General features: G+C 35.0%; 20 protein-coding genes. 6 read left to right on the top strand and 14 right to left on the bottom strand.

Annotated elements, in window-relative coordinates; all coding sequences use genetic code 11:
* The first annotated feature begins 535 nt into the window (after positions 1–535).
* Entirely contained in the window at positions 536–2359 is a 1824-nt protein-coding gene (locus NJT12_RS12575) for an alkaline phosphatase (RefSeq protein WP_271336266.1), read from the top strand.
* A gap of 204 nt (positions 2360–2563) precedes the next feature.
* On the opposite strand, the gene NJT12_RS12570 is transcribed toward NJT12_RS12575, so the two are convergent.
* Positions 2564–3175, bottom strand: coding sequence for a helix-turn-helix transcriptional regulator (locus NJT12_RS12570; protein WP_271336265.1), 612 nt, complete (start codon positions 3173–3175; stop codon positions 2564–2566).
* A gap of 410 nt (positions 3176–3585) precedes the next feature.
* On the opposite strand from NJT12_RS12570, the gene NJT12_RS12565 reads away from it, so the two are divergent.
* From NJT12_RS12565 to NJT12_RS12550, 4 genes are all read left to right on the top strand, one after another.
* Complete coding sequence (locus NJT12_RS12565) at positions 3586–4083, top strand: DUF2480 family protein (protein WP_271336264.1); 498 nt, start codon at positions 3586–3588, stop codon at positions 4081–4083.
* 8 nt (positions 4084–4091) lie between these two features.
* Positions 4092–5216 (top strand): efflux RND transporter periplasmic adaptor subunit, encoded by a 1125-nt coding sequence (locus tag NJT12_RS12560; protein WP_271336263.1) that lies wholly within the window; start codon positions 4092–4094, stop codon positions 5214–5216.
* A gap of 6 nt (positions 5217–5222) precedes the next feature.
* Positions 5223–8372, top strand: coding sequence for an efflux RND transporter permease subunit (locus tag NJT12_RS12555; RefSeq protein WP_271336262.1), 3150 nt, complete (start codon positions 5223–5225; stop codon positions 8370–8372).
* A 596-nt stretch (positions 8373–8968) separates the two neighbouring features.
* Positions 8969–10354, top strand: coding sequence for an efflux transporter outer membrane subunit (locus NJT12_RS12550; protein WP_271336261.1), 1386 nt, complete (start codon positions 8969–8971; stop codon positions 10352–10354).
* A 63-nt stretch (positions 10355–10417) separates the two neighbouring features.
* On the opposite strand, the gene NJT12_RS12545 is transcribed toward NJT12_RS12550, so the two are convergent.
* Both NJT12_RS12545 and NJT12_RS12540 read right to left on the bottom strand, forming a co-directional pair.
* A complete protein-coding gene (locus NJT12_RS12545) occupies positions 10418–11827 on the bottom strand; it encodes an MFS transporter (RefSeq protein WP_271336260.1) in 1410 nt (469 codons plus the stop codon).
* A gap of 233 nt (positions 11828–12060) precedes the next feature.
* Positions 12061–13455: an aldehyde dehydrogenase family protein gene (locus NJT12_RS12540; RefSeq protein ID WP_271336259.1), complete on the bottom strand. Its 1395-nt coding sequence runs from the start codon at positions 13453–13455 to the stop codon at positions 12061–12063.
* A 258-nt stretch (positions 13456–13713) separates the two neighbouring features.
* On the opposite strand from NJT12_RS12540, the gene NJT12_RS12535 reads away from it, so the two are divergent.
* Positions 13714–14142 carry an SRPBCC family protein gene (locus NJT12_RS12535; protein ID WP_271336258.1) on the top strand — a complete coding sequence of 143 codons (429 nt, stop codon included), beginning with the start codon at positions 13714–13716 and terminating at the stop codon, positions 14140–14142.
* A gap of 152 nt (positions 14143–14294) precedes the next feature.
* Here the strand turns inward: NJT12_RS12535 and NJT12_RS12530 are convergent, their stop codons facing one another.
* The 11 genes from NJT12_RS12530 to NJT12_RS12480 all read right to left on the bottom strand — a co-directional run bounded on the left by NJT12_RS12530 (position 14295) and on the right by NJT12_RS12480 (position 23777).
* Positions 14295–14762 carry a phage holin family protein gene (locus NJT12_RS12530; protein ID WP_271336257.1) on the bottom strand — a complete coding sequence of 156 codons (468 nt, stop codon included), beginning with the start codon at positions 14760–14762 and terminating at the stop codon, positions 14295–14297.
* A gap of 105 nt (positions 14763–14867) precedes the next feature.
* Complete coding sequence (locus tag NJT12_RS12525) at positions 14868–16493, bottom strand: fibronectin type III domain-containing protein (RefSeq protein ID WP_271336256.1); 1626 nt, start codon at positions 16491–16493, stop codon at positions 14868–14870.
* A 77-nt stretch (positions 16494–16570) separates the two neighbouring features.
* On the bottom strand, positions 16571–17227 hold the full coding sequence (locus NJT12_RS12520) for a hypothetical protein (protein WP_271336255.1): 657 nt from the start codon (positions 17225–17227) through the stop codon (positions 16571–16573).
* A gap of 15 nt (positions 17228–17242) precedes the next feature.
* Positions 17243–18328 (bottom strand): hypothetical protein, encoded by a 1086-nt coding sequence (locus NJT12_RS12515; protein WP_271336254.1) that lies wholly within the window; start codon positions 18326–18328, stop codon positions 17243–17245.
* A gap of 193 nt (positions 18329–18521) precedes the next feature.
* Entirely contained in the window at positions 18522–18824 is a 303-nt protein-coding gene (locus NJT12_RS12510; RefSeq protein WP_271336253.1) for a hypothetical protein, read from the bottom strand.
* Entirely contained in the window at positions 18811–19098 is a 288-nt protein-coding gene (locus NJT12_RS12505; RefSeq protein WP_271336252.1) for a hypothetical protein, read from the bottom strand. The genes NJT12_RS12510 and NJT12_RS12505 overlap by 14 nt, the downstream gene beginning before the upstream one ends.
* 225 nt (positions 19099–19323) lie before the next feature.
* Positions 19324–19656, bottom strand: coding sequence for a hypothetical protein (locus NJT12_RS12500; protein WP_271336251.1), 333 nt, complete (start codon positions 19654–19656; stop codon positions 19324–19326).
* A 4-nt stretch (positions 19657–19660) separates the two neighbouring features.
* Entirely contained in the window at positions 19661–20131 is a 471-nt protein-coding gene (locus tag NJT12_RS12495) for a hypothetical protein (protein WP_271336250.1), read from the bottom strand.
* Positions 20132–20135: 4 nt separating this feature from the next.
* Positions 20136–20618, bottom strand: a complete 483-nt coding sequence (locus NJT12_RS12490) for a M15 family metallopeptidase (RefSeq protein WP_271336249.1) — start codon at positions 20616–20618, stop codon at positions 20136–20138.
* A 385-nt stretch (positions 20619–21003) separates the two neighbouring features.
* Positions 21004–21462 carry a hypothetical protein gene (locus tag NJT12_RS12485; protein ID WP_271336248.1) on the bottom strand — a complete coding sequence of 153 codons (459 nt, stop codon included), beginning with the start codon at positions 21460–21462 and terminating at the stop codon, positions 21004–21006.
* A gap of 2 nt (positions 21463–21464) precedes the next feature.
* On the bottom strand, positions 21465–23777 hold the full coding sequence (locus tag NJT12_RS12480) for a hypothetical protein (RefSeq protein ID WP_271336247.1): 2313 nt from the start codon (positions 23775–23777) through the stop codon (positions 21465–21467).
* Positions 23778–23802 lie beyond the last annotated feature (25 nt).

Below are 23802 nucleotides of genomic sequence, written 5' to 3'. Positions count from 1 at the left end.
TTTAATAATGATAAAATCATGAAGAAGGTAACCCCAATATTGTCATTTCGATCCCGAAGCTTCAGGAGAGAAATCGCATCAGAAATCTGCAAAGAAAATCGCCAATCTTTGTCGAGTTACGCGTGTGATTTCTCCTTCGTTAAATAAAAAAAATGATTTTAAAATCTTACGCTAATAGTAGGTAAGTCCTAGCGGGACGATATATTTATAGCAATTAATTTTTGATAAAAAGGATCCAAACCCCATCGGGGTGGCATATACGTCGCTCCTTTGGAGCTTTAATGTAGGGAATCTATAATTGCTATAAATATGTCGCTCCTCTGGAGCTTAATAAATGGAAATCTATAATTGCTGTAAATATACCGCTCCTTCGGAGCTTTAATAATTAAATGACAAAACGGGATGAACTATGTGCATTAAAAACAAGTAAAACACCTTTTTATTTAGCTGTAAAAAATTATGTCCCAATGTGTTTAAATAAACCTCAACAATTTAAAATCCTACAGTTCTAAAAATAAACAAACCCAATTTTCTCATGAAAAAAATAATCACCCTTTTTTGCCTCCAATTTTTGCTGATTGCACAAGCACAGGAATACAGTTCATCTAACATTCATTCGCATAATGATTATGCCAGCAAATTACCCTTTTATGAAGCCTATTCTAATGAAGCCGGCGTTATTGAAGCCGATGTTTTTTTAGTCAATAACGAGCTTTTTGTTGCCCATACATCCAAAGAAATTAATCCGCAGAATACGCTTAAGACACAATATCTTGATCCGCTTACTATAAAATTAAAAAGCTTAGGAGGAAAAGCTTACCAAGGCAATAAACCTTTGATTTTAATGATCGATATAAAAACAGAAGGTGATGCTACGCTGAGATTAATTGCGCAGCAGCTTAAAACCTATCCTGATATTATTTCGAATAAAAATATAAAAGTGGTAATTTCGGGAAACAGACCTTCTCTGGCAAACTGGAAAGACTATCCTGAATTTATTTATTTTGACGGAAGGCTAAATGAAAATTACTCTGCGGAACAATTGTCCCGTGTTGAAATGATCAGCGAAGATTTAAAAGAAATCACAATCTGGAACGGGAAAGGCGTGATGACACAAACGGATGCTGAAAAAGTGCAATCGATTATTAAAAAAGTACACGATCAGAACAAAAAAGTACGATTCTGGGCAACTCAGGATAATGTAAATACCTGGATGACATTGATGAACTTAAAAGTTGATTTTATTGGGACAGATAACGTTGCTGAATTGACGCATTTTATCAACAATATCAAATCGACATTTTATCAAAATACCGATTTTCACGAAGCTTATATTCCTAGAAACGGATTGGGATTTTCTAAAAAACAACCTAAAAATGTAATCCTTCTTATTGGTGACGGAATGGGATTGACACAGATTTACTCCGGTTACACCGCTAATAAAGGTCAGTTGAGTTTATTTAATATTCCAACTCAGGGATTGTCTGTCACAAAATCTTCAGACAGTTATATCACAGATTCTGCCGCAGGAGCGACTGCTATGGCAACAGGGCATAAAACCAATAATAGATTTATTAGTGTTGATGAAAATGGGAAACCGCTGGAATTAATCATACAACAATTGGCAAAGAAAAATTACAAAACAGCTATTATCTCGGCAGGGAATATTACAGATGCTACGCCAGCGTGTTTTTATGCACATCAGCCGGAAAGAAGTTACAGCGAACCAATAGCCGAAGATTTTTTATCGAATCCATCAGATATTTTGATTGGTGGAGGAACAAAGGAATTTACATCAAGAAAAGATGGCAAAGACTTATCTAAAATACTGAAGCAAAAAGGATATACTTTTTCAGATAAATTCAATAGTCTTGATACCATCAAAAACTCTAAATTTATTGTTTTAGATGACGCTGCAGTAGTTTCTATGAAAGACGGAAGAGGTGATTTTCTAGCGAAATCCCTAGCGAAAGCAACCTCAACTTTTGCTAAAACAAAAAGTCCATTTTTTATCATGGCAGAAGGTGCGCAAATCGATTACGGCGGACATAAAAACAATGTAGAATATGTGGTTCGCGAAATGCTTGATTTTGATAAATTGGTTGGACAAGCTATGGAATTTGTAGATAAGAATACGGAAACGTTATTAATCGTAACCGCTGACCATGAAACGGGTGGACTTTCTTTAATTGACGGAAATATAGAAAAGGGATATGTGCACGGCAGTTTTAGTACTAACGATCATACGGCAGTTCCGGTTCCGGTTTTTGCTTACGGGCCAGGAGCTGAAAAATTTATGGGAGTGTATCAGAACACCGAAATTTATACTAAGATTTTAGCAGTTTTAGCTAAGAAATAAATTGCTGTTTTAGAGATAAAAATCGCTTCTTTCGTCTGCCTCAAAATAAATGCAAACACGAATTACACCAATTTACACTATTTGTTTGTGAAATTAATTTCACAAACAAAATCAACCCTTTAGAATTGGTGTAATTCGTGTTCAATTTGATTTTTAGTATTTGTGAACAGGGACAGCCTGAAGAGGCATTTTTTTTATTGTATATTAATTTAAAGTAATTTGATAAGCACATCTTCTTTCGCCCGAAACAATATGACTTACCCGATTAATGAGAACATCTTTTCCTAATACAGATCTGAACGTATTTAATTCAGATGAGCAGAAACCCTGGCAAATTGTTGCCGCTGCACAAATAGGGCAATGATTTTCGACCAAAAGATAGCCTTCGTCATTTTTAGAGTATTCTGCCATATAACCTTCTCGGGTTCTTATTTCGACCAATTTCTCTATTTTCAGTTCCAGATTATGTATCGTATCAATTTCTTCATGATACTTCTTTTTCCCTGTTTCTTCATAGACATCAATCACCGCCTGCATGGTGTTTTCGCCCATTGCATTAATAATAGTGATCAGTTTTAAGGTCAATTCGGCATGAGTATCAGGAAATTTAGCATTTCCATTTGCTGTAAGACTAAACGTTTTTTGCGGTCTGCCCACACCTTTTGATTCTTCCTGAGGTTCAATGAGTTCTTCTTCGGTAAGTTTAACTAGCTGTTGTCTAACGCCTTCCTTCGTTATCTTAAGCTCATGGGCGATCTCGAGAGCCGTAAGGGGACCTCGCATTTTGAGCAACATTAAAATCTTATTTGTAGTCATAAATTAATAAAACAAGTATTTAGTTGTTTTATTATGCAAAAATATTAATTTTGCATAACTTATCAAAGCGCATTCTAAGATATTATTATCCTAATTGCAATGAACGTTGATAGTTACAGAATTTATTAATACAAAATATAGATTATGGTACCAGAATTACAATCTTCCTCAACCACTTCCTGCTACAGGATCAATTTACCAGTCTCTATCGTTCCGTACTGGAATGTATTAATGAAAAATCTATAAATAAGATCTATAACAAAGATTTTAAAAATCTCAAAAACTTCTAGCTAAAGCATAAAACGCTTTACAATGTGCTCAGCATACCTGATAAACAATATTCAGGTTGGGCGGGGGATATCTATGCCTAAAAATCAGCAAATAATTCAAATTTTTTAATCGTCATAAATATGGAAATACTAAATAAAATAGAAGCTTCAGGCATACAAACTCTCGATCTCAGGTCTTATAAACCGGACAAAAATGACTTTGTTGTATTTGATATTGTTCCCTTTCTTTTAGAAGATTTTCTACTGCAGGAAAAAGCCTTTCGTTCAGAAATGGCCAGTATAGACTGGAGCCAATATTCAGGAAAAGAAGTAGTCATTTGCTGTTCTAATGATGCCATCGTTCCACTTTGGGCCTATGTATTGATCAGCGCATTAGTGGCTCCACATACCTCAATCGTAGTGTATTCTACAACCGGAAATCACGAAGGTCTTTTATGGATCGAACGAATAAGAAAAATAGAATTTTCGGCTTTTATCAGTCAAAAAGTGGTGCTCAAAGCAAATTCATCCATACCGGAAGAAATTCTCGTATTGGCTACAAGTCAGTTAATAAAATATGTACAAACCTTAATGTGGGGCGAAGCAGGTTCACCTCTAATGATTTACAAAAGAAAATAAACGAAATAATGAAAAAAATAATAGCAATATTGTTTCTTGGAACGCTTTTGACCGTTTCATGTAACAAAAAAAATACAGAACAAACACAAAGTCCCGCGTCTTATCCAACGCTTACACTTAAAGCTCAAAAAGCGAATGTTTCTGTACAATATCCAACAACTTTAGAAGGAGAGCAAACTGTAGAAATACGTTCTAAAATCGATGGCTATATTGAGCAGGTTTATGTAGAAGAAGGTGCGGCTGTAGCCAAAGGACAAGTTTTGTTTAAAATAGATGCCAATAGTTATCTGCAGGAAGTAAATAATAAAAAAGCAGCAATTCTCGCCGCCGAAGCAAGTTTGGAAACAGCGGTTATCCAGACCAAAAGAACAGCAGCACTGGCAGAAAAGAAAATTATAAATACCTACGAACTAACATCTGCCAAAAACGTAGAGCGGGTAAAAAGAGCAGAATTAAGTCAGGCAAATGCAGATTTATCAGCAGCAAAATCGAAACTTGCTTTTACTAATATAGTAAGTCCAATTAATGGAGTTGTGGGAAGTCTGCCTTATAAAATTGGGAGTTTGGTTAGTATTTCGGCACCGGATCCTTTAACCACCGTTGCGAATACCAAACATATTTATGCTTATTTTTCGCTAAGTCAGCAACAGCTAAATTCATTCTTAAGCCAATATTCAGGCAATCAATTAAAGGACAAATTCAGAAATATGCCGGCAGTTTCCTTAGTCACTGCTGATGGAGAAACCTATGCGCAAAAAGGAAATATTCAAACTTTAAGCGGTGTTCTGAATGCAAGTACAGGCTCAGCAAATTTTAAAGCCGTTTTTCCAAATCCTGAAGGCAAATTATGGAGTGGTGCAAGTGCAACAATTGTTATTCCGACCCAATTTTCTGATGCGATCCTGGTTCCTAAAAAAGCAGTCTTTGAACAGCAGGGACGCTATTTTGTCTTTACAACAGACGGACAAAATGTAGTGCACAACACCGAAATAAAAATAAGAAACACAGCCACTGAAAAAGAATATGTAGTAACTGAAGGAGTACAATCCGGAAATACTATTGTCATTAATGGAATTGGGAATTTAAGGGATGGAGTAAAAATCGCACCGATAGTGGCTTCATCAAAAAAATAAAAAGAGATGTTTAGAAAATTTATAGAAAATCCGGTATTATCTACGGTAATATCGATCATAATAGTGATTTTAGGATTACTGGGATTAGCATCCTTGCCTGTATCACAATACCCCGAAATCGCACCTCCAACGGTTGTGGTAAACGCTTCGTATCAGGGAGCAAGTGCCGATGTGGTTTTGAAAAGTGTAATTGTTCCTCTGGAAGAACAAATAAACGGAGTCGAGAATATGGCTTATATGACTTCTAAAGCCAGTAGCAATGGTAGTGCTTCGATTACCGTATTCTTTAAGCAGGGAACAAATCCTGATATGGCGGCCGTAAATGTTCAGAACAGAGTTACAAAAGCGACAAGTTTGCTTCCTGCCGAGGTGATTAAGTCTGGTATTACAACAAGCAAACAGTTAAGCAGTACGGCGCTGAGTTTTTTATTATACAGTAAAGACGGGAGATATGACGAAAAATTCCTCGATAATTATTTGAGGATAAATATTATGCCCGAGATGAAACGTGTCGTAGGTGTAGGAGCAACGGAAATTTACAGCAGTCAGGAATATTCAATGCGTATTTGGTTAAAACCGGATGCAATGGCCAATCAGCGTTTAGTTCCTGATGATATTATTAAAGCGCTGCAAGAACAAAACATCGAAGCTGCACCGGGTAAAATTGGGGAAAACAGCAAAGAATCAGTTCAATATGCATTGAAGTTTACAGGCCGACTCGAAAATCCTGCTGAATTTGAAAACATTGTACTCAGAAGCGGTAAACAAGGAAGCTTATTACGCTTAAAAGATGTAGCAGATATCGAATTTGGAGCTTTAGATTATTCGACTTCATTGCTTACTCAGGGGCATGTATCTTCAGGAGGAGCGATCAGTCAGATTTCAGGGTCGAATGCGAGAGAGCTAATTATAGCTTGCGAAGACATATTAAAAAAAGCGTCCAAAGATTTTCCTCCGGGATTAGAATACCATACATTCCTGAATGCCAATGACTTTCTGGATGCTTCTATCGAGAAAGTAATCTACACAATTATTGAAGCTTTTATTCTGGTTTTTATTGTTGTATTTATCTTTTTACAGGATTTCAGATCGACCCTGATACCTGCAATTGCAGTTCCGGTATCGATTATTGGTACCTTCTTTTTTCTGAAATTATTTGGCTTCACCATTAATTTACTGACCCTTTTTGCTTTGGTTTTAGCGATTGGTATTGTCGTCGATGATGCCATTGTCGTGGTTGAAGCTGTTCATGCAAAATTAGATCAGGGAGCAAAATCAGCCAAAAAAGCGACTATTCATGCGATGAGCGAAATTAGCGGAGCGATTATCTCCATTACCTTAATTATGTCGGCAGTATTTATTCCTGTTACTTTTATTACAGGTTCTGCTGGTGTTTTCTACAAACAATTTGGATTAACATTGGCAGTAGCAATTTTAATTTCGGCAGTGAATGCCTTGACGTTAAGTCCTGCGCTTTGTGCTATTTTATTAAAACCACATGATTCTGAAAAGTCAAATCATCCCAAAGGATTTTTGCCTAAATTTTATGCCGGCTTTAATGCTGCTTTCGATGCAGTCACGAATAAATATATTGGAGCAGTCCGATTCCTAATCCGCAGAAAATGGATTTCTTTAGTAGCAATCGCACTATTTGGAATGGTGTTTTATGTATTGATCAAAACAACGCCAACTGGTTTTGTACCTAATGACGATGGAGGAGCAATTTACGGAAATGTAGTTTTACCCGCTTCTTCGACATTAGAACGTACAGAGGAAATTGTAAAAGAAATAGATCTTGCCGCGAGAAGTATTTCGGAGATTGAACTTTCATCAACACTTTCCGGAATGGATTTAATTCACGGATCCGGAGGTTCTTATGGCGCATTGTTTATCAGGCTAAAACCATGGAAGGAGAGAAAAGGAAAAAATCAGGATGTTACTTCAATCGTTGGGCAGTTGTTTGCAAAAACAGCTCATATAAAAGGGGCAAATATTATTTTCTTTGCTGCACCAACTTTACAGGGATTTGGAAACAGCAACGGATTCGAGGTACAACTGCAGGACAAAACTGGTGGCAGTTATAAAGATTTTGATAAGAATATCGGGAAGTTTATGGCAGCGATTAATCAGCGGCCAGAGATTATGTACGCCACAAGTCCGTTTGACATTGGTTTTCCGGAAATGGAAGTCAGCGTAAATGTAGCGAAGTGTAAAGATGCGGGCGTAAGTGTAAATACGGTTCTCAACACGCTTCAGGGATATTTTGGCGGAATCTATGCTTCTGATATCAATAAATTCGGAAAACAATACAGAGTAATGTTGCAATCTCATCCAGATTACAGAGCGAAAGAAAGTGATATCAATAAAGTTTTTGTTCGAACAGATAAAGGGGCAATGGCACCAATTTCTGAATTTGTAACCTTGAAAAAAACGTATGGTCCTGAATTTATAAACCGTTTCAATCTCTTTACCTCAACAACAGTTACAGGTTCACCAAATGCAGGATATAGTTCCGGTGATGCGATAAAAGCAATCGAAGAAGTAGCTGCACAAACATTAGAAAGAGGTTATACCTATGAGTTTTCAGGTTTGACAAAAGAAGAACTTTCCAGCGGAAGCCAGACAACTTTAATCTTTGCACTTTGTCTGATCTTTATTTACTTCCTATTAAGTGCGCAATACAAGAGTTACATCTTACCACTTTCGGTATTGTTATCCTTACCAATAGGACTTGCAGGTGCTTTTATATTTGCAAATCTATTTGGAGTTGATAATAATATTTTCCTTCAGATCAGTTTGATTATGCTGATTGGACTTTTGGCGAAAAATGCAATTCTTATTGTTGAGTTTGCCTTATTACATCGCTTAAGTGGAAGAAGCCTTGTGCAGTCGGCGATATTTGGAGCAAAAGCCAGATTACGACCTATTTTAATGACCTCCTTTGCTTTTATTTTCGGGTTAATTCCGTTGATGATTGCTACTGGTGCAGGGGCATTAAGCAACAGGTCAATTGGTACAGCTGCTGTAGGCGGAATGTTGATTGGGACGTTATTCGGAGTTTTTGTAATTCCGGTTCTATTTATCATTTTTCAGTCATTGCAAGAAAAGATTGGAGGGGTGAAAATACCGGTTCATGAGCCTAGAGTCATTGAGTAAAGCTCCAGCGGAGCGTAATATTTATAGCTAATATACACGTTTCTGTAATTAAAGCTTCAGCGGAGCGATATATCTCAGTTCAACATCAAGCAGATTATTTTACCGCAAAGAGCGCAAAGTTTTTTACAAGGATGGTTTTTATAAAAACATAAAGTTCGCAAAGCTTTGTATTGAGTCAGCTTTGTGAACTTTGTGTATCCCGATAGCTATCGGGATTGTGGACTCTGTGGTTAAATCTTATTTCATAATTAAGCAAATTATTTTACCACAGAGAACACCAAGTATTTTACATGTATGGTTTATAACAACACAAAGTTCGCAAAGTTTTGTGTTGAAGCTGCTTTGTGAACTTTGTGTATCCCGATGGCTATCGGGATTGTGAACTCTGTGGTTAAATCTTATTTCATAACCAAGCAGATTATTTTACCGCAAAGCACACAAAGTTTTTTACAAGGATAGTTTTTATAAAAACATAAAGTTCGTAAAGCTTTGTGCTGAGTTAGCTTTGTGAACTTTTTGTATCCCGATAGTTATCGGGATTGCGGACTTAGCGGTTAAATTTCAGTCAAATAAATAATAAATAAAAATATATTATAATGAACAAATACAATTATAAACTAATAGCCATTGTACTGTTGGTTGCCGGTATATGGAGTTCGTGCAAAATCACGAAATCCTATACAAAACCCACAACATCTGTAAATTATCGTCAACCTGACAACAAAGACACGATTAACATGGCAACCATGAAATGGTCGGAATTATTTACTGATCCTGCTTTGCAACAACTTATTGCTGAGGGATTGGCTGCAAATCTGGATTTGAAGATTGCGGTAGAAAGAATCAATCAGGCAGGAATCACTCTTAAACTGAGTAAAGCCGCTTTTCTACCGTCGGTAAATGGGAATTTATCCGTAAAAGAATCGAGACTGGCTTTCCCGCAAGGATTTGGACTTTTCGATCAGTCGACACAATATGATTTGGGTATTGCTGCCGGATGGGAAATAGATGTTTGGGGTAAATTAAAAAGTACTAAAAAAGGCGCCCTGGCCAATTTATTGGCTACAGATGCTGCCAAACGTGCTGTTCAGACACAGCTGATTGCTGATATTGCCAATTCGTATTATGAGTTGCTAATTCTAGACGAACAACTAAAAGTGCTTAAAAAGACAGCGAAAAATAGAGAAACCGATGCAGAGACGATTAAAGTACTGTTCGAAAATTCGATTATAAATGGAGTAGCGGTGGTACAAAGTGAAGCTAATTTTTATGAAGCCGAATTGGCTATTCCGGATATCGAACAAAAGATAACCGAAACGGAACATGCTTTATGTGTACTTCTGGCAAAATCACCTTCTAAAATTGAGCGTAGTGTTCTCGAAAAGCAAAAGCTGATGTACGATCTTAAAATTGGGGTTCCTATGCAACTTTTGGCAAACAGACCAGATGTGCAACAGGCCGAATATAATTTTAGAATGGCATTTGAAGAAAGTAATGTCGCAAGAGCCTATTTTTATCCTGCTTTAAACATTAGCGGAGCGGCAGGCTTTTCAAGCTTTGGATTGAAAGACTGGTTTACAAACGGCGGACTTTTTGGTAATATCGCGGGAGGACTTACGCAGCCTATTTTTAATAAAGGAATTAATAAGGCAAGATTGGCTACTGCTTTATCCATTCAAAAAGAAGCGCTTTACAATTTTGAATTTTCAATGCTAAAAGCAAGTGAGGAAGTTTCTAATGCCTTGTCAAAATATGATAATGCCGCTTTAAAAGAAGAAAAAAGAAAGAAACAGTTAGAAGCTTTATTCAAAGCGGTAGAATTTAATAAAGAATTATTAAATAATTCAACGACTAATTATACAGATGTACTAACGGCCGAACAGAATTTATTAACCGCACAATTAAGAGGTATCGACGATCAAAGTCAGAAATTGCATGCTGTTGTAAATCTATATCGTGCGCTTGGTGGCGGCTGGAACTAAAAAAATAAAGAATTTTACGAAAAACTAAAGCCCAATTGTAAAAGATTGGGCTTTAGTTTTTTATTAATTAGCTGATTTTAAGTTGTCACCATCTTTATCATGAAGTCTTCTAAAAACGAATCCGGAAAGAATGGTCAGAAAACCTACAACTAAAAATGTATATCGAAAAGCATTGTGTATTTCGTTATGAATGAGTTTTGTATCACCCTGAAAAATTTTAAGTACTAAAAGCCCAAAAGCGATTCCAAAACCAATAGCCAGCTGTTGATTTACAGAAACCAAAGAGTTGCCACTACTCGTATGGTAAACCCTTAAATCTGCAATAGAGATCGAATTCATAGACGTAAATTGTATCGAGTTAAAGAAACCCAATACCGAGATAATGGGAATGTACCAATAAATCGAGGTATGAATAGAAGGAATGGCTAATGCGCAAATTAATACACCAATAATAAAAGTGTTGACCATTAGAGTTTTTCTGTAACCATACGTATTTAAAATCCCAATAACAGCTGATTTTCCAAACATTGCAGTAAGAGCCATAGGAGCAACAATCCATCCAGAAGTAACAGCCGATTGTCCGTAAGCGATTTGAATCATCATAGGTAATAATAACGGAATCGAACTAAAACCCAGACGCGTAGCCAGATTACCTACAATCCCGACACGAAAGGTTCTCACCTGAAATAAATTGAGAGGAAAAAGAGGGTTGTTGTCCGTAACAGCGTGGCGGTAATACCAGTACAACATCAGGAATCCTGACATTAAGATCAGTAAAACCGGGGTTAGACGAACTGTATTGCCAAATAATTCTAAAGAAATAGATAAGAGCAGTGAAGCCGCTGCAAAGATTAAAAAGCCTTTTAAATCAAAATCGATTATTGGAGATTTGTAATCCGGCATGTATTTCAGACTTAATAATATACCAATAATCCCAAAAGGAATATTGATCAGGAAAATCCAGTGCCAGGATAAATAATCGACCATATATCCGCCCACCAACGGCCCTAATACAGGACCAATTAAGGCAGGAATAATAGCAAAATTCATTGCCTTTAATAATTCTTTTTTAGGAAATGTTCTAATAAGCGCCAGTTTGCCTACCGGAGTCATTAAACTTCCTCCGATACCCTGAATAACACGCGAAAAAATCAGATGAGTTAGGTTTTGAGAAAGAGAACAAAATAAAGAGCCAATGCTAAAGAGTAACAAAGCAAAAATGAAGACTTTTTTAGTTCCAAATTTATCCGATAAAAAGCCACTAACAGGCATAAATAGTGCAAGAGTCAAAACATAACTGATAATGGCATTCTGCATATCAAGCGGCGACTCGTGGAGATCTTTGGCAATAGAAGTGATCGATGTATTAAGAATAGTAGAATCGAGCATTTGCATAAAAATGGAAGTCCCTAAAATGAGCGGTAATACTTTTTTTATTGTTTCATTGTTTTGTCCTGCAATGTTTGTATCCATATTTTAAAACTTTTTCTTTTTTTAGAATTTAAATTCGGTTACTTATAGTACGTTGAACCTGTTGCGTGTGATCTTAACCATATAGAAACATAGTTTTTGTTTATTTATAAAAAGCGTTTCACTTATTTGAAATACACATAGCTATCTGAAAGAAATGAGTTTCTTTTTGTTACTTTTTTTTCTAAATGAAAGCTATGTTTTTATGTGTTTATAAATTATACTCAACGAAAAAATTATAAAAATTTGCTTTTAATAACCATTAGTTTTTCTCTGGTCATTTCATTTATAGCATATGAAATTCCACCCATTCCGATACCTGAAGAATCCCTGCCTCCAAATGGCATCCAATCTACGCGAAATGCCGTATGATCATTAACCATAACTGCGGTAGCATTTAGTTTTTTAACGGTATCCAGAGCAATATCTATATTTTTTGTAAAAACAGCAGCCTGAAAATGAACGTCTAAAGCATTGGCTCTTTTTATTGCTTCGTCCCGATCTATAAACGGATAGATACATACCACCGGACCAAAGATTTCTTTAGTAGAAACAAGAGAATCCTCTGAAGGATTAAACAAAACAGTAGGCTGAAAAAAAGTAGCCGAAATTCTTTTTCCGCCTGTTATTAAGGTTGCTCCTTTTTTTATGGCTTCGTTCACCCATTCTTCGACACGATCAACTTCTTTAGGTGTAATAAGCGGACCTACATCTGTTTTTTTATCCAGCGGATCTCCCGTAATTAATAGTTTGGTTGCCGCTGCAAATTTTTCAATAAAAGCATCACAGATTTCCTGATTGACATACACTCTCTGAACCGAAACACAAACTTGTCCGGCATGATAAAAACCTCCTTTTACCAGAGAAGGAATCATTTCATCAAAATCAGCATCACTTTCAACAATAACGGGAGCAGCCCCGCCATGTTCTAAGGCACATCTTGTTCCGGGAGATAGCTTGCTTTTAAGATACCAGCCTACTTTTGCCGACCCAATAAAGGATAAAAAATTAATACGCGGATCTGTTACCAGTAATTCTGCGGTTTCATTGTCACACAATATCACCTGAAGCCATCCGGTAGGCAATCCTGCTTCTTTTAGAATATCGGCAAGGGCGAAACCGGATAACGGAGTTGCCGTTGCAGGTTTGAAAATTACAGGACAACCCGCAGCAATTGCGGTAACGATTTGATGAACAGCTAAATTTAAAGGATGATTAAAGGCACTTACAGCTGCTACAACTCCTATAGGTTCTTTTGATGTAAAAGCAATCCTGTTTAAAGAGGCGTCAGTAAGCCCCATTGGTATTTGTTCCCCTTTTATTTGAGATATGTGTTCTGCGGCTAATTTTACACCTTTGATAGCGCGCAGTACCTCAGCTTTAGAATCCTGCCATGGTTTTCCGCCTTCGCTTATTGCGGTAACTAATAAATCTTCGATTCGATCCGTCATTATTGAAGCTGTTTTTTCCAGTATTTCAATTTTTTTATACGCCGGAATCCAATTCGACTGATCGGTAAACAAGTTGTGAGCGGTATTGAGGACTTTGTCGATATCATTTTTACTGATTAAGGGCAATTCCTTAATAAAACTCAGATCGTATGGGGATGTTATTTCTGCAGTCGTTTTCATAGTGTCTTTTATTTTAGATCAGGACAAAACAAAGTAATTCCTAATCTGTTTTTACTATAGTATTTAATTTAAAGTTAATTAAATTAATCCTCATAACAGAGAAAAACTTCAAATAGATCACCTGATTCTGTTTGAGATTGCTCTTCTATTTTTGAATATAAATACCATAATCGCTCGGATATATTTAGAAAAACACACTGTATTTGTGTACTATAAAAATTATTAACTTTGAATTTCTAACCATAACCAATCATAAAAATGGAAAAAATCGAACACATTAATTACATCAAATCACCTATTGCAGAAGTGTATAAAGTACTGACAACACAGGAAGGTCTTGCTGCCGTCTGGACAACAGAATTGATTGTTAAGCCGGAAGTGGGGTTTATCAATGAGTTTGATTTCGACGATAATTATGATACAAAAATGAAAGTGGTCGAATTGTCTCCAAATAAAAGAATAGTATGGGAATGTGTAGATTCTGACCCGGAATGGATCGGGACAGGAATTTCATTCGACCTTACAGAAAAGGACGGAGTAACCGCGGTTGTCCTTAAACATTTTGATTGGCGCGAACTTACTGAGTTTTACCAATGGTGCAATTACAATTGGGCAATGTTTTTATTAAGTCTGAAAAGTTATTGTGAAGATGGAGAAGGAACACCTTATCAAAAAAGGAAGTTTTAGTATTACCCGGTAATAAATAGAGATAGTATAAAAGTCAATCGTATCATTTTTATACTATCTCCATTATTTAATGGGTTTGAAAAGTAAATTAGAGGATTGTTATATTTTAATAGTGGATGGTAATTGTAAAAAAATATTGTCTTGGGATTGTTCTATTTTTCGATGTGATATTTTGGATCGATTGTGATCAGAAGTCTTTTGAAAAGTTGGATCAGGCGATTTCTTACCGACTTGAGAATTAATGTCATTGCGTCGAAATTTTCTACTTCTTTTTTTGTCTTTATGGCAATAATATTGCTGATGATAGAAATTCCATCACTTACAATAAGCAAGTCCATTACGATGGTTACAAACCATTTAAAGTTGTAATTAAGTCCTATGCTCATCAATGCCAGAGCAGTTGGTATCAGCAATACAGCTAACTTGGAAACAAATCCCAGGGCTAGTTTTTTGAAGCTAAAGGCGTTGTTCAATACAATGGTTTTGATAATACCTAAAAAAGTATCCATAACCATGAGGTAAAATAATACTTTGACAATTCCGACATCCATTTCTAAGTAAATAAAAATTCCATAAAGCAATAATTTAATTTCGTTTGAATATTCTGAAATTTTTTGCATGGTAGGATTGTGTTTTTATAAATTCGAGGTCTTTATAAGTAATCTTTTGGGGTTTTTAAGCCCCAAAAGAGTATTATAGTTATTTTATATTGGTCCTTTTGGCTATTACAGCAAATTAGTTTTTGCTGATACAGTATTACTGACTGGACCTTTGTTTCCTGCTGCATCCATAGCAACAACATAAAAATTATACGTTCTGGACCTTGATAAACCACCAATAGCATAAGAAGTTACATCAGCTACTGTGGCAGCCAAAATATTATCTTTGTATATCAAGTAATTAGCAATGCCTCTTTCATCAAATGATGGAGACCATTGTAAGGCTACAAATGTTCTTCCAACGTCTGCAACTCTTAAATTTGGAGCGTTTACTGGAGCTGTTGTATCAACCGGGCGTCCTGTATATTCGATAAACTGAACTATTCTGTAAGGGTTTAATATAGAAAAAGCTTGTCCTCCACCAGCACTGCCAGAAGTTTCTGAAGTGGTTGTTCCTAACGGATTATCATCAGATCTAGTTTGATAACCACGCCCTGTAATTGCTTTTTCATAGGTATGGGTATGGGCAGGAATTTCCTCAATAGCAAGTTGTTTGCTTTTAGCTCCTCCCATGGCTTCCATAATACTAAACTCGAATTGTGAGATATCCAGACCAACAGGCATTCTTCCTCTTAAGGGCACATATTCTTCCCAACCCTCCGGAAATGGTGCAGCTTTTCCCCAAAGAGCAATCACACCCAAAGGTACAGCCGTTGCAGGTTTTTTTTCTAATTTTATGATGCGATCAATTAGCGACTCAATTAGTGTATCGCTTTTAATAATCTGATTGGCTTTGTCTAATACTAGTAAGGAACCTATAGAATCTGATGATTTTACATTCTCTAAATATACTTTTCCTCCAATATTGGTATTTTCCCAATCTGAACCATAATTTAGAGTAAGACCTGTACTAGATGCGGTACTATTATCTACCAAAGCTCTTCCTAACGGATCTGCAGGATGTCTTAATCCTCTTTTACTTGCTGAACCTAATCTAAAGTCAATCGCTCTTACATTGGCTACAGCGGCTTCGTTAGTGTCTAATTTTGATAATTTATAAATGTCTAAATCCAGATCGCCTTTCATAGCCTTTGAGCCATTAAGGGGTAAATAATTTTTAATGTCGGCCTCAACTGCGTCAATGTTAGTTTCTATTGCAGAAATATTAGTCTTAATTGAATTGATGTTTTCCTCAATTGTCTGAATAATCAGTTCAATCGTTTTGAGATCCTTAACAATTTTAAAAGGTCTTAAATCATAATAATAAACGGTTAACAGATTGTCATTATGAGAAGTGTCCGGGCGATTTGCATACTCTTCGGGGCTAATGTACTCCGCTTCATAATCAAAATAAGCAGTTTGAGATACTCCGGTTCCGTACACTAAATTGGTACCTTTTCTGGTGGTTTTTAAAAATCCGGTTGGAGCTCCTTTTTGAATAGGGTATAAAACCGCTGTTGTTTCTGGTAAAACTGCCGGAGGATTTTTTAAATTATTTTCGTCTTGCTGGATAATGGCCCAGCCTTTTGTAGCATTAGTTGCCGGAGCTATGATATAGTTTTTATCAATTTCAATACTTAAATGTGCTTTCAAAGCTCCGAATAATTCAGCTCTGTAAGCGGTTTGAAGTCTTTCTAAAGTTTCTTGCTCCAGAGGAAATCCTCCTGGATGACTAAAATTTATTTGTTTCATTTTTTTATTAATTTAAAAGGCTGTTGTTTTTATACTGCTGTTTCAATGCTGAGTTTTTTATATCTCAGCTTTTATTTTTAATTTTTCAGTGAATAGGAGTAGCTTTCATAACTTTTACCGGCCAGTTTATAGAAGTTAAGCAGATTGCTGTATTCTACATTGGCTACTTTAATAGCTTCAGTTGGTGCTGATTGATTTTCATTTGGCTCAATCACTATCGTTTTGTTGGTTATTAAACTTTCCGGAATAAATACTCTGAAATTGGCATATGATATTGTTGTATAGTCTTCACGATGTGCGAGATAAGGAGGTTTATTGTTCCTGTTTTTATATTCATTATGCGTAAAAACTTTCAATTGCGGAATCATCAAAGCGCCTTCTGTTAAAGTACCATTTGGTAAACGAGTAGCGGGTTCGTGATACTCTTTGTGCAGATGTACGTATTGTATAGTAGGTTTTACGGATTCGTCGATATAAATCAACTCTTCTAATCGTTTTTGTTCTGTACTTAAATTAGGATTGTAGTTTTTAGTTGGGTTATAAGTCTCGTTCAGTACTTTTTCCAGATAAATAATCTGTCCGGTATGCTGCATTTTATAGAGTGTTTCTTCATAAATGGTATGAAGGGGTGTCAGCAAAACATCGAGCCAGTCAATATGAGTTTTTTTTCTAAGAATAGGAGGGATGAGCCACAATAACAGCTTTTCCCATTTTAAAACGGTGTATTTATTCATTGTATATATATTAGACTATTGTTTATCTCTGAAGAATGTGTAGGGAATGTAGTTGAGCTCAACCTGAAGCGTATCCATATCAAAATAACCTGAATTCGGAATAAAATATTCGATATTGGTAGCATCTTTATATTCCGGATTTTGTTGGTCATTAGGATTTTTTGCCCAGGTGGTTTCAACCTTTTTCAATATCGGAATCTTAACTCCTGATGCTTTCTGAATAGCGTCAACCAGATAGGTTTTGACAAAAGCGCCATTAAACTCAATATTTTTCAAATGATCATTGACAGCATCAGTTATCGGAAATATTGTATTGTTTAAGATTAAGGAACCGTTTGCCGGATCTAGTGGGTTTTCTAGGAACGCTTCTTCGTATTGCTTTAATTTGTTTTTTTCTTCTTCAGTTAAATCCCTGCTGATACTTTTTAACTGATAGTATCCAATGTCTTTGGGATGAATATAAATAGTTAGAGGATCTATGTAAACATTCAAAGTCATTTTTAGATTATCTCCCTGGTCAGAAGTAATATATACCTGATTTCCTGCATCTTTTATTTTAGCGATATATTCCTTAAAAGCATAAAGTTCGTTAGGAACATCAATTCTAGAAATTTTATCGTCTTTTACAGTGGCGACTTTTATAAAAACAACACCAACTTTATTATGGAAATAATCCGAAAAAATTTCTTTTATATCTCCTATTTCTTCCTTGGGTTTTAATACCGTTTCCAAGTCAATTTCGCTTACCGCACAATGTTTGATTATTTTAGCAGCCTCAATTTCGGTGTCGGTGAGTTCTGCGGTGTCAAATTGATAAGCACCTTCTTTCCAAATCAGCGATATTCTGTTGTTCGAATCCGGATCTAAAGGCATCCCGTAATGAAAATTCAAAGCCTGTTCGCGATACCAGTTTAAGGTGTGAGGCCTTGAAATCAGGGCGTTTTTTTCGACTATTTTTTCGTGTATCCAGATCGCGGTAGCGACGATGTTGATCCAGAGTTTCCAAATCGCAGCTTTTGAGTCTGTTAAGCCGTTTAAAGAGGATTGTTTCTTTTTCTCATCCAGAATTTCGTTCTGTATTTCAGCAATTGTACGTGCCATATTTTAATTTTTAGATATAGTTTAGCCTGTAAGACATGTGTAATATGCTTATAGATAATTTTTTATGTTTTTTTTGTAAATACTACAGAAGTGTAGTTTTCTTTAGAGATTTCTAAAAGCAGAGGTTTAAATGTATCCGAAAATCTGCCTATTGATAGCCAACGTTTCCAGCAATCAACATTGAAGTTATGAATTAATAAATGATAAAATCATCTTCGATAATCATATAGTCAATTCCGGAGAAATTATCCAGTAAATACTGTTCCTCGTCTGTAATAGAAGTGGCAGGTTTTAAATTTCGGGCATTGTAATATTCGACAATATCCTTTTTAAAAGCTTCCCTGCCAATTTTTAAATCTTCATAAACAGAAATATCATCAGTAAGGTTAAATTGATTATTGTCTTCTAAAAGGTCGAATACTTTCTCTATACTTCCGTATTCCTGCAAAGAGATGTCAAAAATGTTTTGGTTTTCCTGTGGTTTAATAGTTTCCATCGATTTTAATGTTTTGTAAATCGTTGACATCTAATGTTTTTACAAAAAAGTTGTCATACGATAATTGTTTGTCTATTTCGTTTTCTAGTCTTAGCCTGGAGGTTGCATCCGGACTGTTGATGTATTTTTTGATTCCTACTCCCAGAATCGGAAACTCTTTATAACTTCCTTTCTGGCTTAACAATAGATGTTCTATGTTTTGCTGATCTGCCTGTTTCAGGGCGAAATCTCCATCTGTAATTAACAAGTCTTCATCTATGATAAAATCTTTCATATACCGTTATTATTTGTTGTTTTATTAATGAATACTTCTTTTTGAATCTGCGCGCCATATCAAAAAGATGCTATTTTATTTGATACTGTAAAAATACACCGCGATTTGCCTTTAACCAAGATTTTTGAGGTTCCTAATCAGTAGTTTCAGTAAGTTGTTGTTTGTGTTTAATTGTCTGATTTTTAGAAATTTATTATTCTTTTTTTTGAATTAAAAATAATGTTTTCATGCGATTGGGATAATCATTTCTGTAATCACTTTAAAAATCATTTTTATAATATTATTTTTAAGCGTATTGAGTTTTATTTTTGAAATTCCGGTAGTTTGAAGTGCTTGCAATGTCACCAAATCCAATTGGCTTTTTAGAAGCCATTCTAATTCTTCTTCGGTTAAATCCCCTATAGAAAAAAGAAACATCCAGCGTTCCAGTTTTTCTTTGGAGGTTTCTAAAAATGCGTTTAAATCCTTTTCTAATTCGGTTTTATTCTCTTTATAACTTTTGGTTATAATAACTTTCAGTTTGTCTTTTAGTTCTTCTATTAATAGATCATTGTTCATAGTTTTAAGTATTGCTGTTGATTAAATCCCAAAGGGCATCTTTTGATTCTTTGTCTTTTTTAATTTCGTATTGAATCAGCAAATCCACAGCCTCTAAAACCTGTTTTTTGGATTCCTCTATAAAGGTTGGAGATAAAACTTCTTTCGTTTTCCACCGTTGGAAGAAACCTGCCAAAAGATTTTTTTCTTTGTCGTTTAGGATTTTCCACATCGCAAAAGTGATTTCGTTATTGGGTTTACTTTTTTCATATTCGGTCAATTTTTCAATGTTCAGAAATAAAACTTCAATTGCTTCTTTATTTGAAGTGTAAGGCGTACTTGCCTGACTCATTAATTTCGAAGTTTCTACCTTTATCTCTGTTGTTTTTTGATAAGAATAATGATCGAAAAGGGCTGTTTTGGTTGAGGTACAGGAAGTAATTACAAAAGAAACGGCAATTAGAAAAGTGAGGTGTCTTAATTTTAAATGTTTCATCTGATTATTTGTATAAGATTACATAGTTTTTTCTGTCACGTTTTAGTTTACTGAGCACTTTCCAGTCGCTGTATCCTTTTTTATCAAAGTGCGGAAGATCTTTAAAGGTTTTCCAGTCTCCGCCCCAGTTCCAATTGTGTTTCTTGAAAATTTCGACACATTCCTGCCAGTCCGAAATTTGGTCACCATCCCAGTCTTTTGCCGTATCCCAGGAAGCTGTTTTACCATCTATAATCAGACAAATGTCTATCGCAAAGCCATAATTGTGAATAGATTGTCCGCCTTTTGCATTAGTTACTTTTTTTCCGGGTTTCGTTCTGCCAAAAGCATAAAGGTCTTCCTGTTCCTGAAAAGTTCTGAGACTTTGCGTAATATGTACTTTTGCGCGTCCGATTAATGCCAGATCGCATTCTTCGATGATTTTAGTCACTTCTTCCCTGACAGAAGGATGCAGTAAATCGATGTGTTTTTTTGTTGTTTGATCCATATTTGTGTGTATTAAAGATTTCAAATTTTGAGAATAAAAAGCCTTTCCTGATAGTTTAACGACAATCAGGATTTTTATGCTGCAATAAGATTATTTGTGTTTAAGGATTTATTTACGGTTAAGAAAAACTTGTAAATAAAGCTTGAAAAGTTCCTTTTTTGTGATCACATTTAAGAGGTGAAACACGTTTTAATAACACTGTAAAAATACGCCGAAATAGCGTGTTTGAAAAATAATATGGAGTTGTAAGTCAGTAGTTTCAGTAGAAGATGTTTTGCTTTTTGTAGCTTTGTTTTGTCACTTGAAACAAATAGATGACAAAAAAAAACCGTTTTTCTTGAATTGAAAAACGGGTTTGTAATAAATTATATTTTTGCAATTGAATTTAATCAATACTTAAAAACATAGGTTTGTTTTCATCCAGACATTCTTTCGCAATTAAATAGATGTCATTAAAAGCTACTAAGCGACCATCTGTTGGAGCTTGATTCCTTGTGTCAACTTTAATTTCTTTATCGAAGACTAAAATATTATATCCATCTTTTGCAAGTTTTCTGATAGATAATAAGTGATTTATTTCACGTTCAAAGACTGTCTTTATTCCTGAAACTTCTTCCATTGATAATTCGACATCCATTATTCCCTTTTTGCTAGCTTTTTCTGGAATTACTTCTTTTAATACATCTAAAATAATAGAGTATTTTAAATCTAGGTTTTCATTACTTCCCCATTTTCTGTTTTTAGATTCTAAATCAACAGGATAGAAATCCCTATTAGTTTTTTCTTTAATAGTTGAATTACTAATAAATATCCAATCTCCGTTTTCGTATAAATGATTTCCCATTTTTATTCTTTTAAAAATTTAACAATGACCTCTTCTCTTGACCATTCTTTTTGAAATTCAACCTTGGTATATCCGTTATCTTTCGCCCATCCTCCAGTAATAGTTTCAAAAGCAGCTTTCTTTTCATCCATTCCACTATCTATGGCTTTCAAAAACTTTTTAAGATTAATAGATTCTCCACCGTAATGTGCATAATATGCGGGATATTTAATCCAAACACCAAACATACCGCTTATTTCAGGTACTTTTTTGCTGTTTTTCATAAAAGTATGTGCGTCATCAAAAATTATTTGTCCTAAACCGCTATATTGCTCATTAATTTTTGGTGGAATATTAAAATCAAGATATAAAATTTCTTCATTTTGTTTTACAGTCAAATCATATTTTTTTGCAGATTCGCTATCTAGTAATTTCATTTCGCACTTTAGGTCAGTTTTACTACCTTTTTTAATCGTTCCAGCTTCTCTTAGAGCGTTAAACTCGTAAGTAATTCCTTTTTTAGCGCCATATCGCATATTTCGAGTAATATAAGCTACGTTTTCGCCTGATTCGTCAACTAGTTGAATTTTATTTGCAATTCCTAACTGATTTATATCCGCTAAAGTAATTATTTTACGATTATCGATCATTGTTTGTTTTACAAATTTTTCAAACTGTTTCTCAGTCATCTTTGAAACATCTTTTCCTGTTTGAACTTCAACAATTTTGTTTGCTTCCTCAATAACCTTTCTTGTTTCTTTCGCATCTTTTGCTGTTTCTGCCAATTCAGCCGCTGCATTTCCTTCCTTTGCCATTTTTGATAAATTAGGTAATCCAAAAGAAGCAAGATCTGCTGTTACACTAAAAGCGATCCAGAGATTGGCTAGCCAACCATAACCATTTTTATGCCATTTTTCTAAAGTACCATTACTTAACATAGCATAATGAGTAGCGTCTTTTGCTAAAACAATTCCTGCAAGTGCTCTCGCTGTCATAGGTGCTCCTTTTGCCAAAACAATACGCAATGCACCAACCGCAGATAATAAACTCAATAAATCTGTGGCAATATTAAACAAATCCCAGTTTGATTGTTTAGTAGCCATATTATGAAGCTTTAAGGCAATAACAAACGTATTTTCGTCGCCTATTTGATCGCCCAAATCTCCCAGTTTTGTACCAAAGTTTAATTTTGCTAATGGATTAAATGGTTTCCATTCAATATAATGCTCAAAAACGGGTACTTCGTAGACTCCTGGAGGGTTTATTCTATCAAGATCTTTTGCACTTATCGAAGCTCTAGCTTTTCCAATTGTTTCAGTCTTATCCGTTTTTTTACAATTATCGATCAAAATGTTATTTCCTGACCAAGCAGTTTTTATATGCGTATCTCTAAATAAATAATAACTGTTGTCAAAATACACAGTATCTGTTGGTTTTGAATTGTCAAATTCAGCAACTAAATGAGTTACAAATCGAAGTAGATCTTGGAGTTCATCACCTTGTAGCTTTCTGTATATATTGCATAACAAGTCTGAGTCTCTAAGAATTATATACAAACTTTGCCTGTCTTTTATTGCGTAAAGAATTTGTAAAACAGCTTTGTCTTCATTTGTACCAACCGACCCTCCAAGTAAATACATATCATTTAAAATAAGATCCAGATGTTTGTATAAATCCGAATCGTCCATTTTTCCAAATAAAATTTTAGGATATGATTGATAGATGACGTCTAGTTGGTTAGGATCATTTTTAGCGTCTTTTATTTTTTTAATATATAAATCAATGACAGCTTTGTTACCAGTATCGCTATATTTAATTCCTAAAGACTTAAAAAGGGCCATAAAAAGATCAAAATCATGAACGGTAAATTTGAATGCGGTTTGAGTTAAATCATTATTGAAAATAGTTAGTATAAAATCGGTTTGTTCACTTCCGATTTCAATAAATGCCTGAAAAGTATTTGCTATCAAATTTATCCCCTTAAACTGATTCGATTTTAAAAGAATTCCAGCTTGTTTTACATTTCCCTGACTATCATCATAAGTGAACTCTTCGAAACCATCAGGAATACTGTTTGGAATATCAACTAAATCATGAAAAAACATGTGCTCATGAACTTCTCCAATTTTATTTTTAATGCTTTCTATAATTTTTGATAACGAAACCAAATTAGTGCTGTTATTTATGTTAGAAGTGCTAGCATACTTAATCATCTCGTCAGTATTTTTATCATCCTCAATCTGCTGACGCCAAATACCCAGCATAATTTGCCTAAACTTGGCCATTTCAGAAGCACTGGTATCTTTTAGTTCTATTGTATGGTTTTTAATAATCATTGGGATAGTTTTTTAGGAAAGGGCA

It is taken from the genome of Flavobacterium azizsancarii (genome assembly GCF_027980145.1).
GTDB lineage: Bacteria > Bacteroidota > Bacteroidia > Flavobacteriales > Flavobacteriaceae > Flavobacterium > Flavobacterium azizsancarii.
This window is presented reverse-complemented; position numbering and strand designations above follow the sequence as displayed.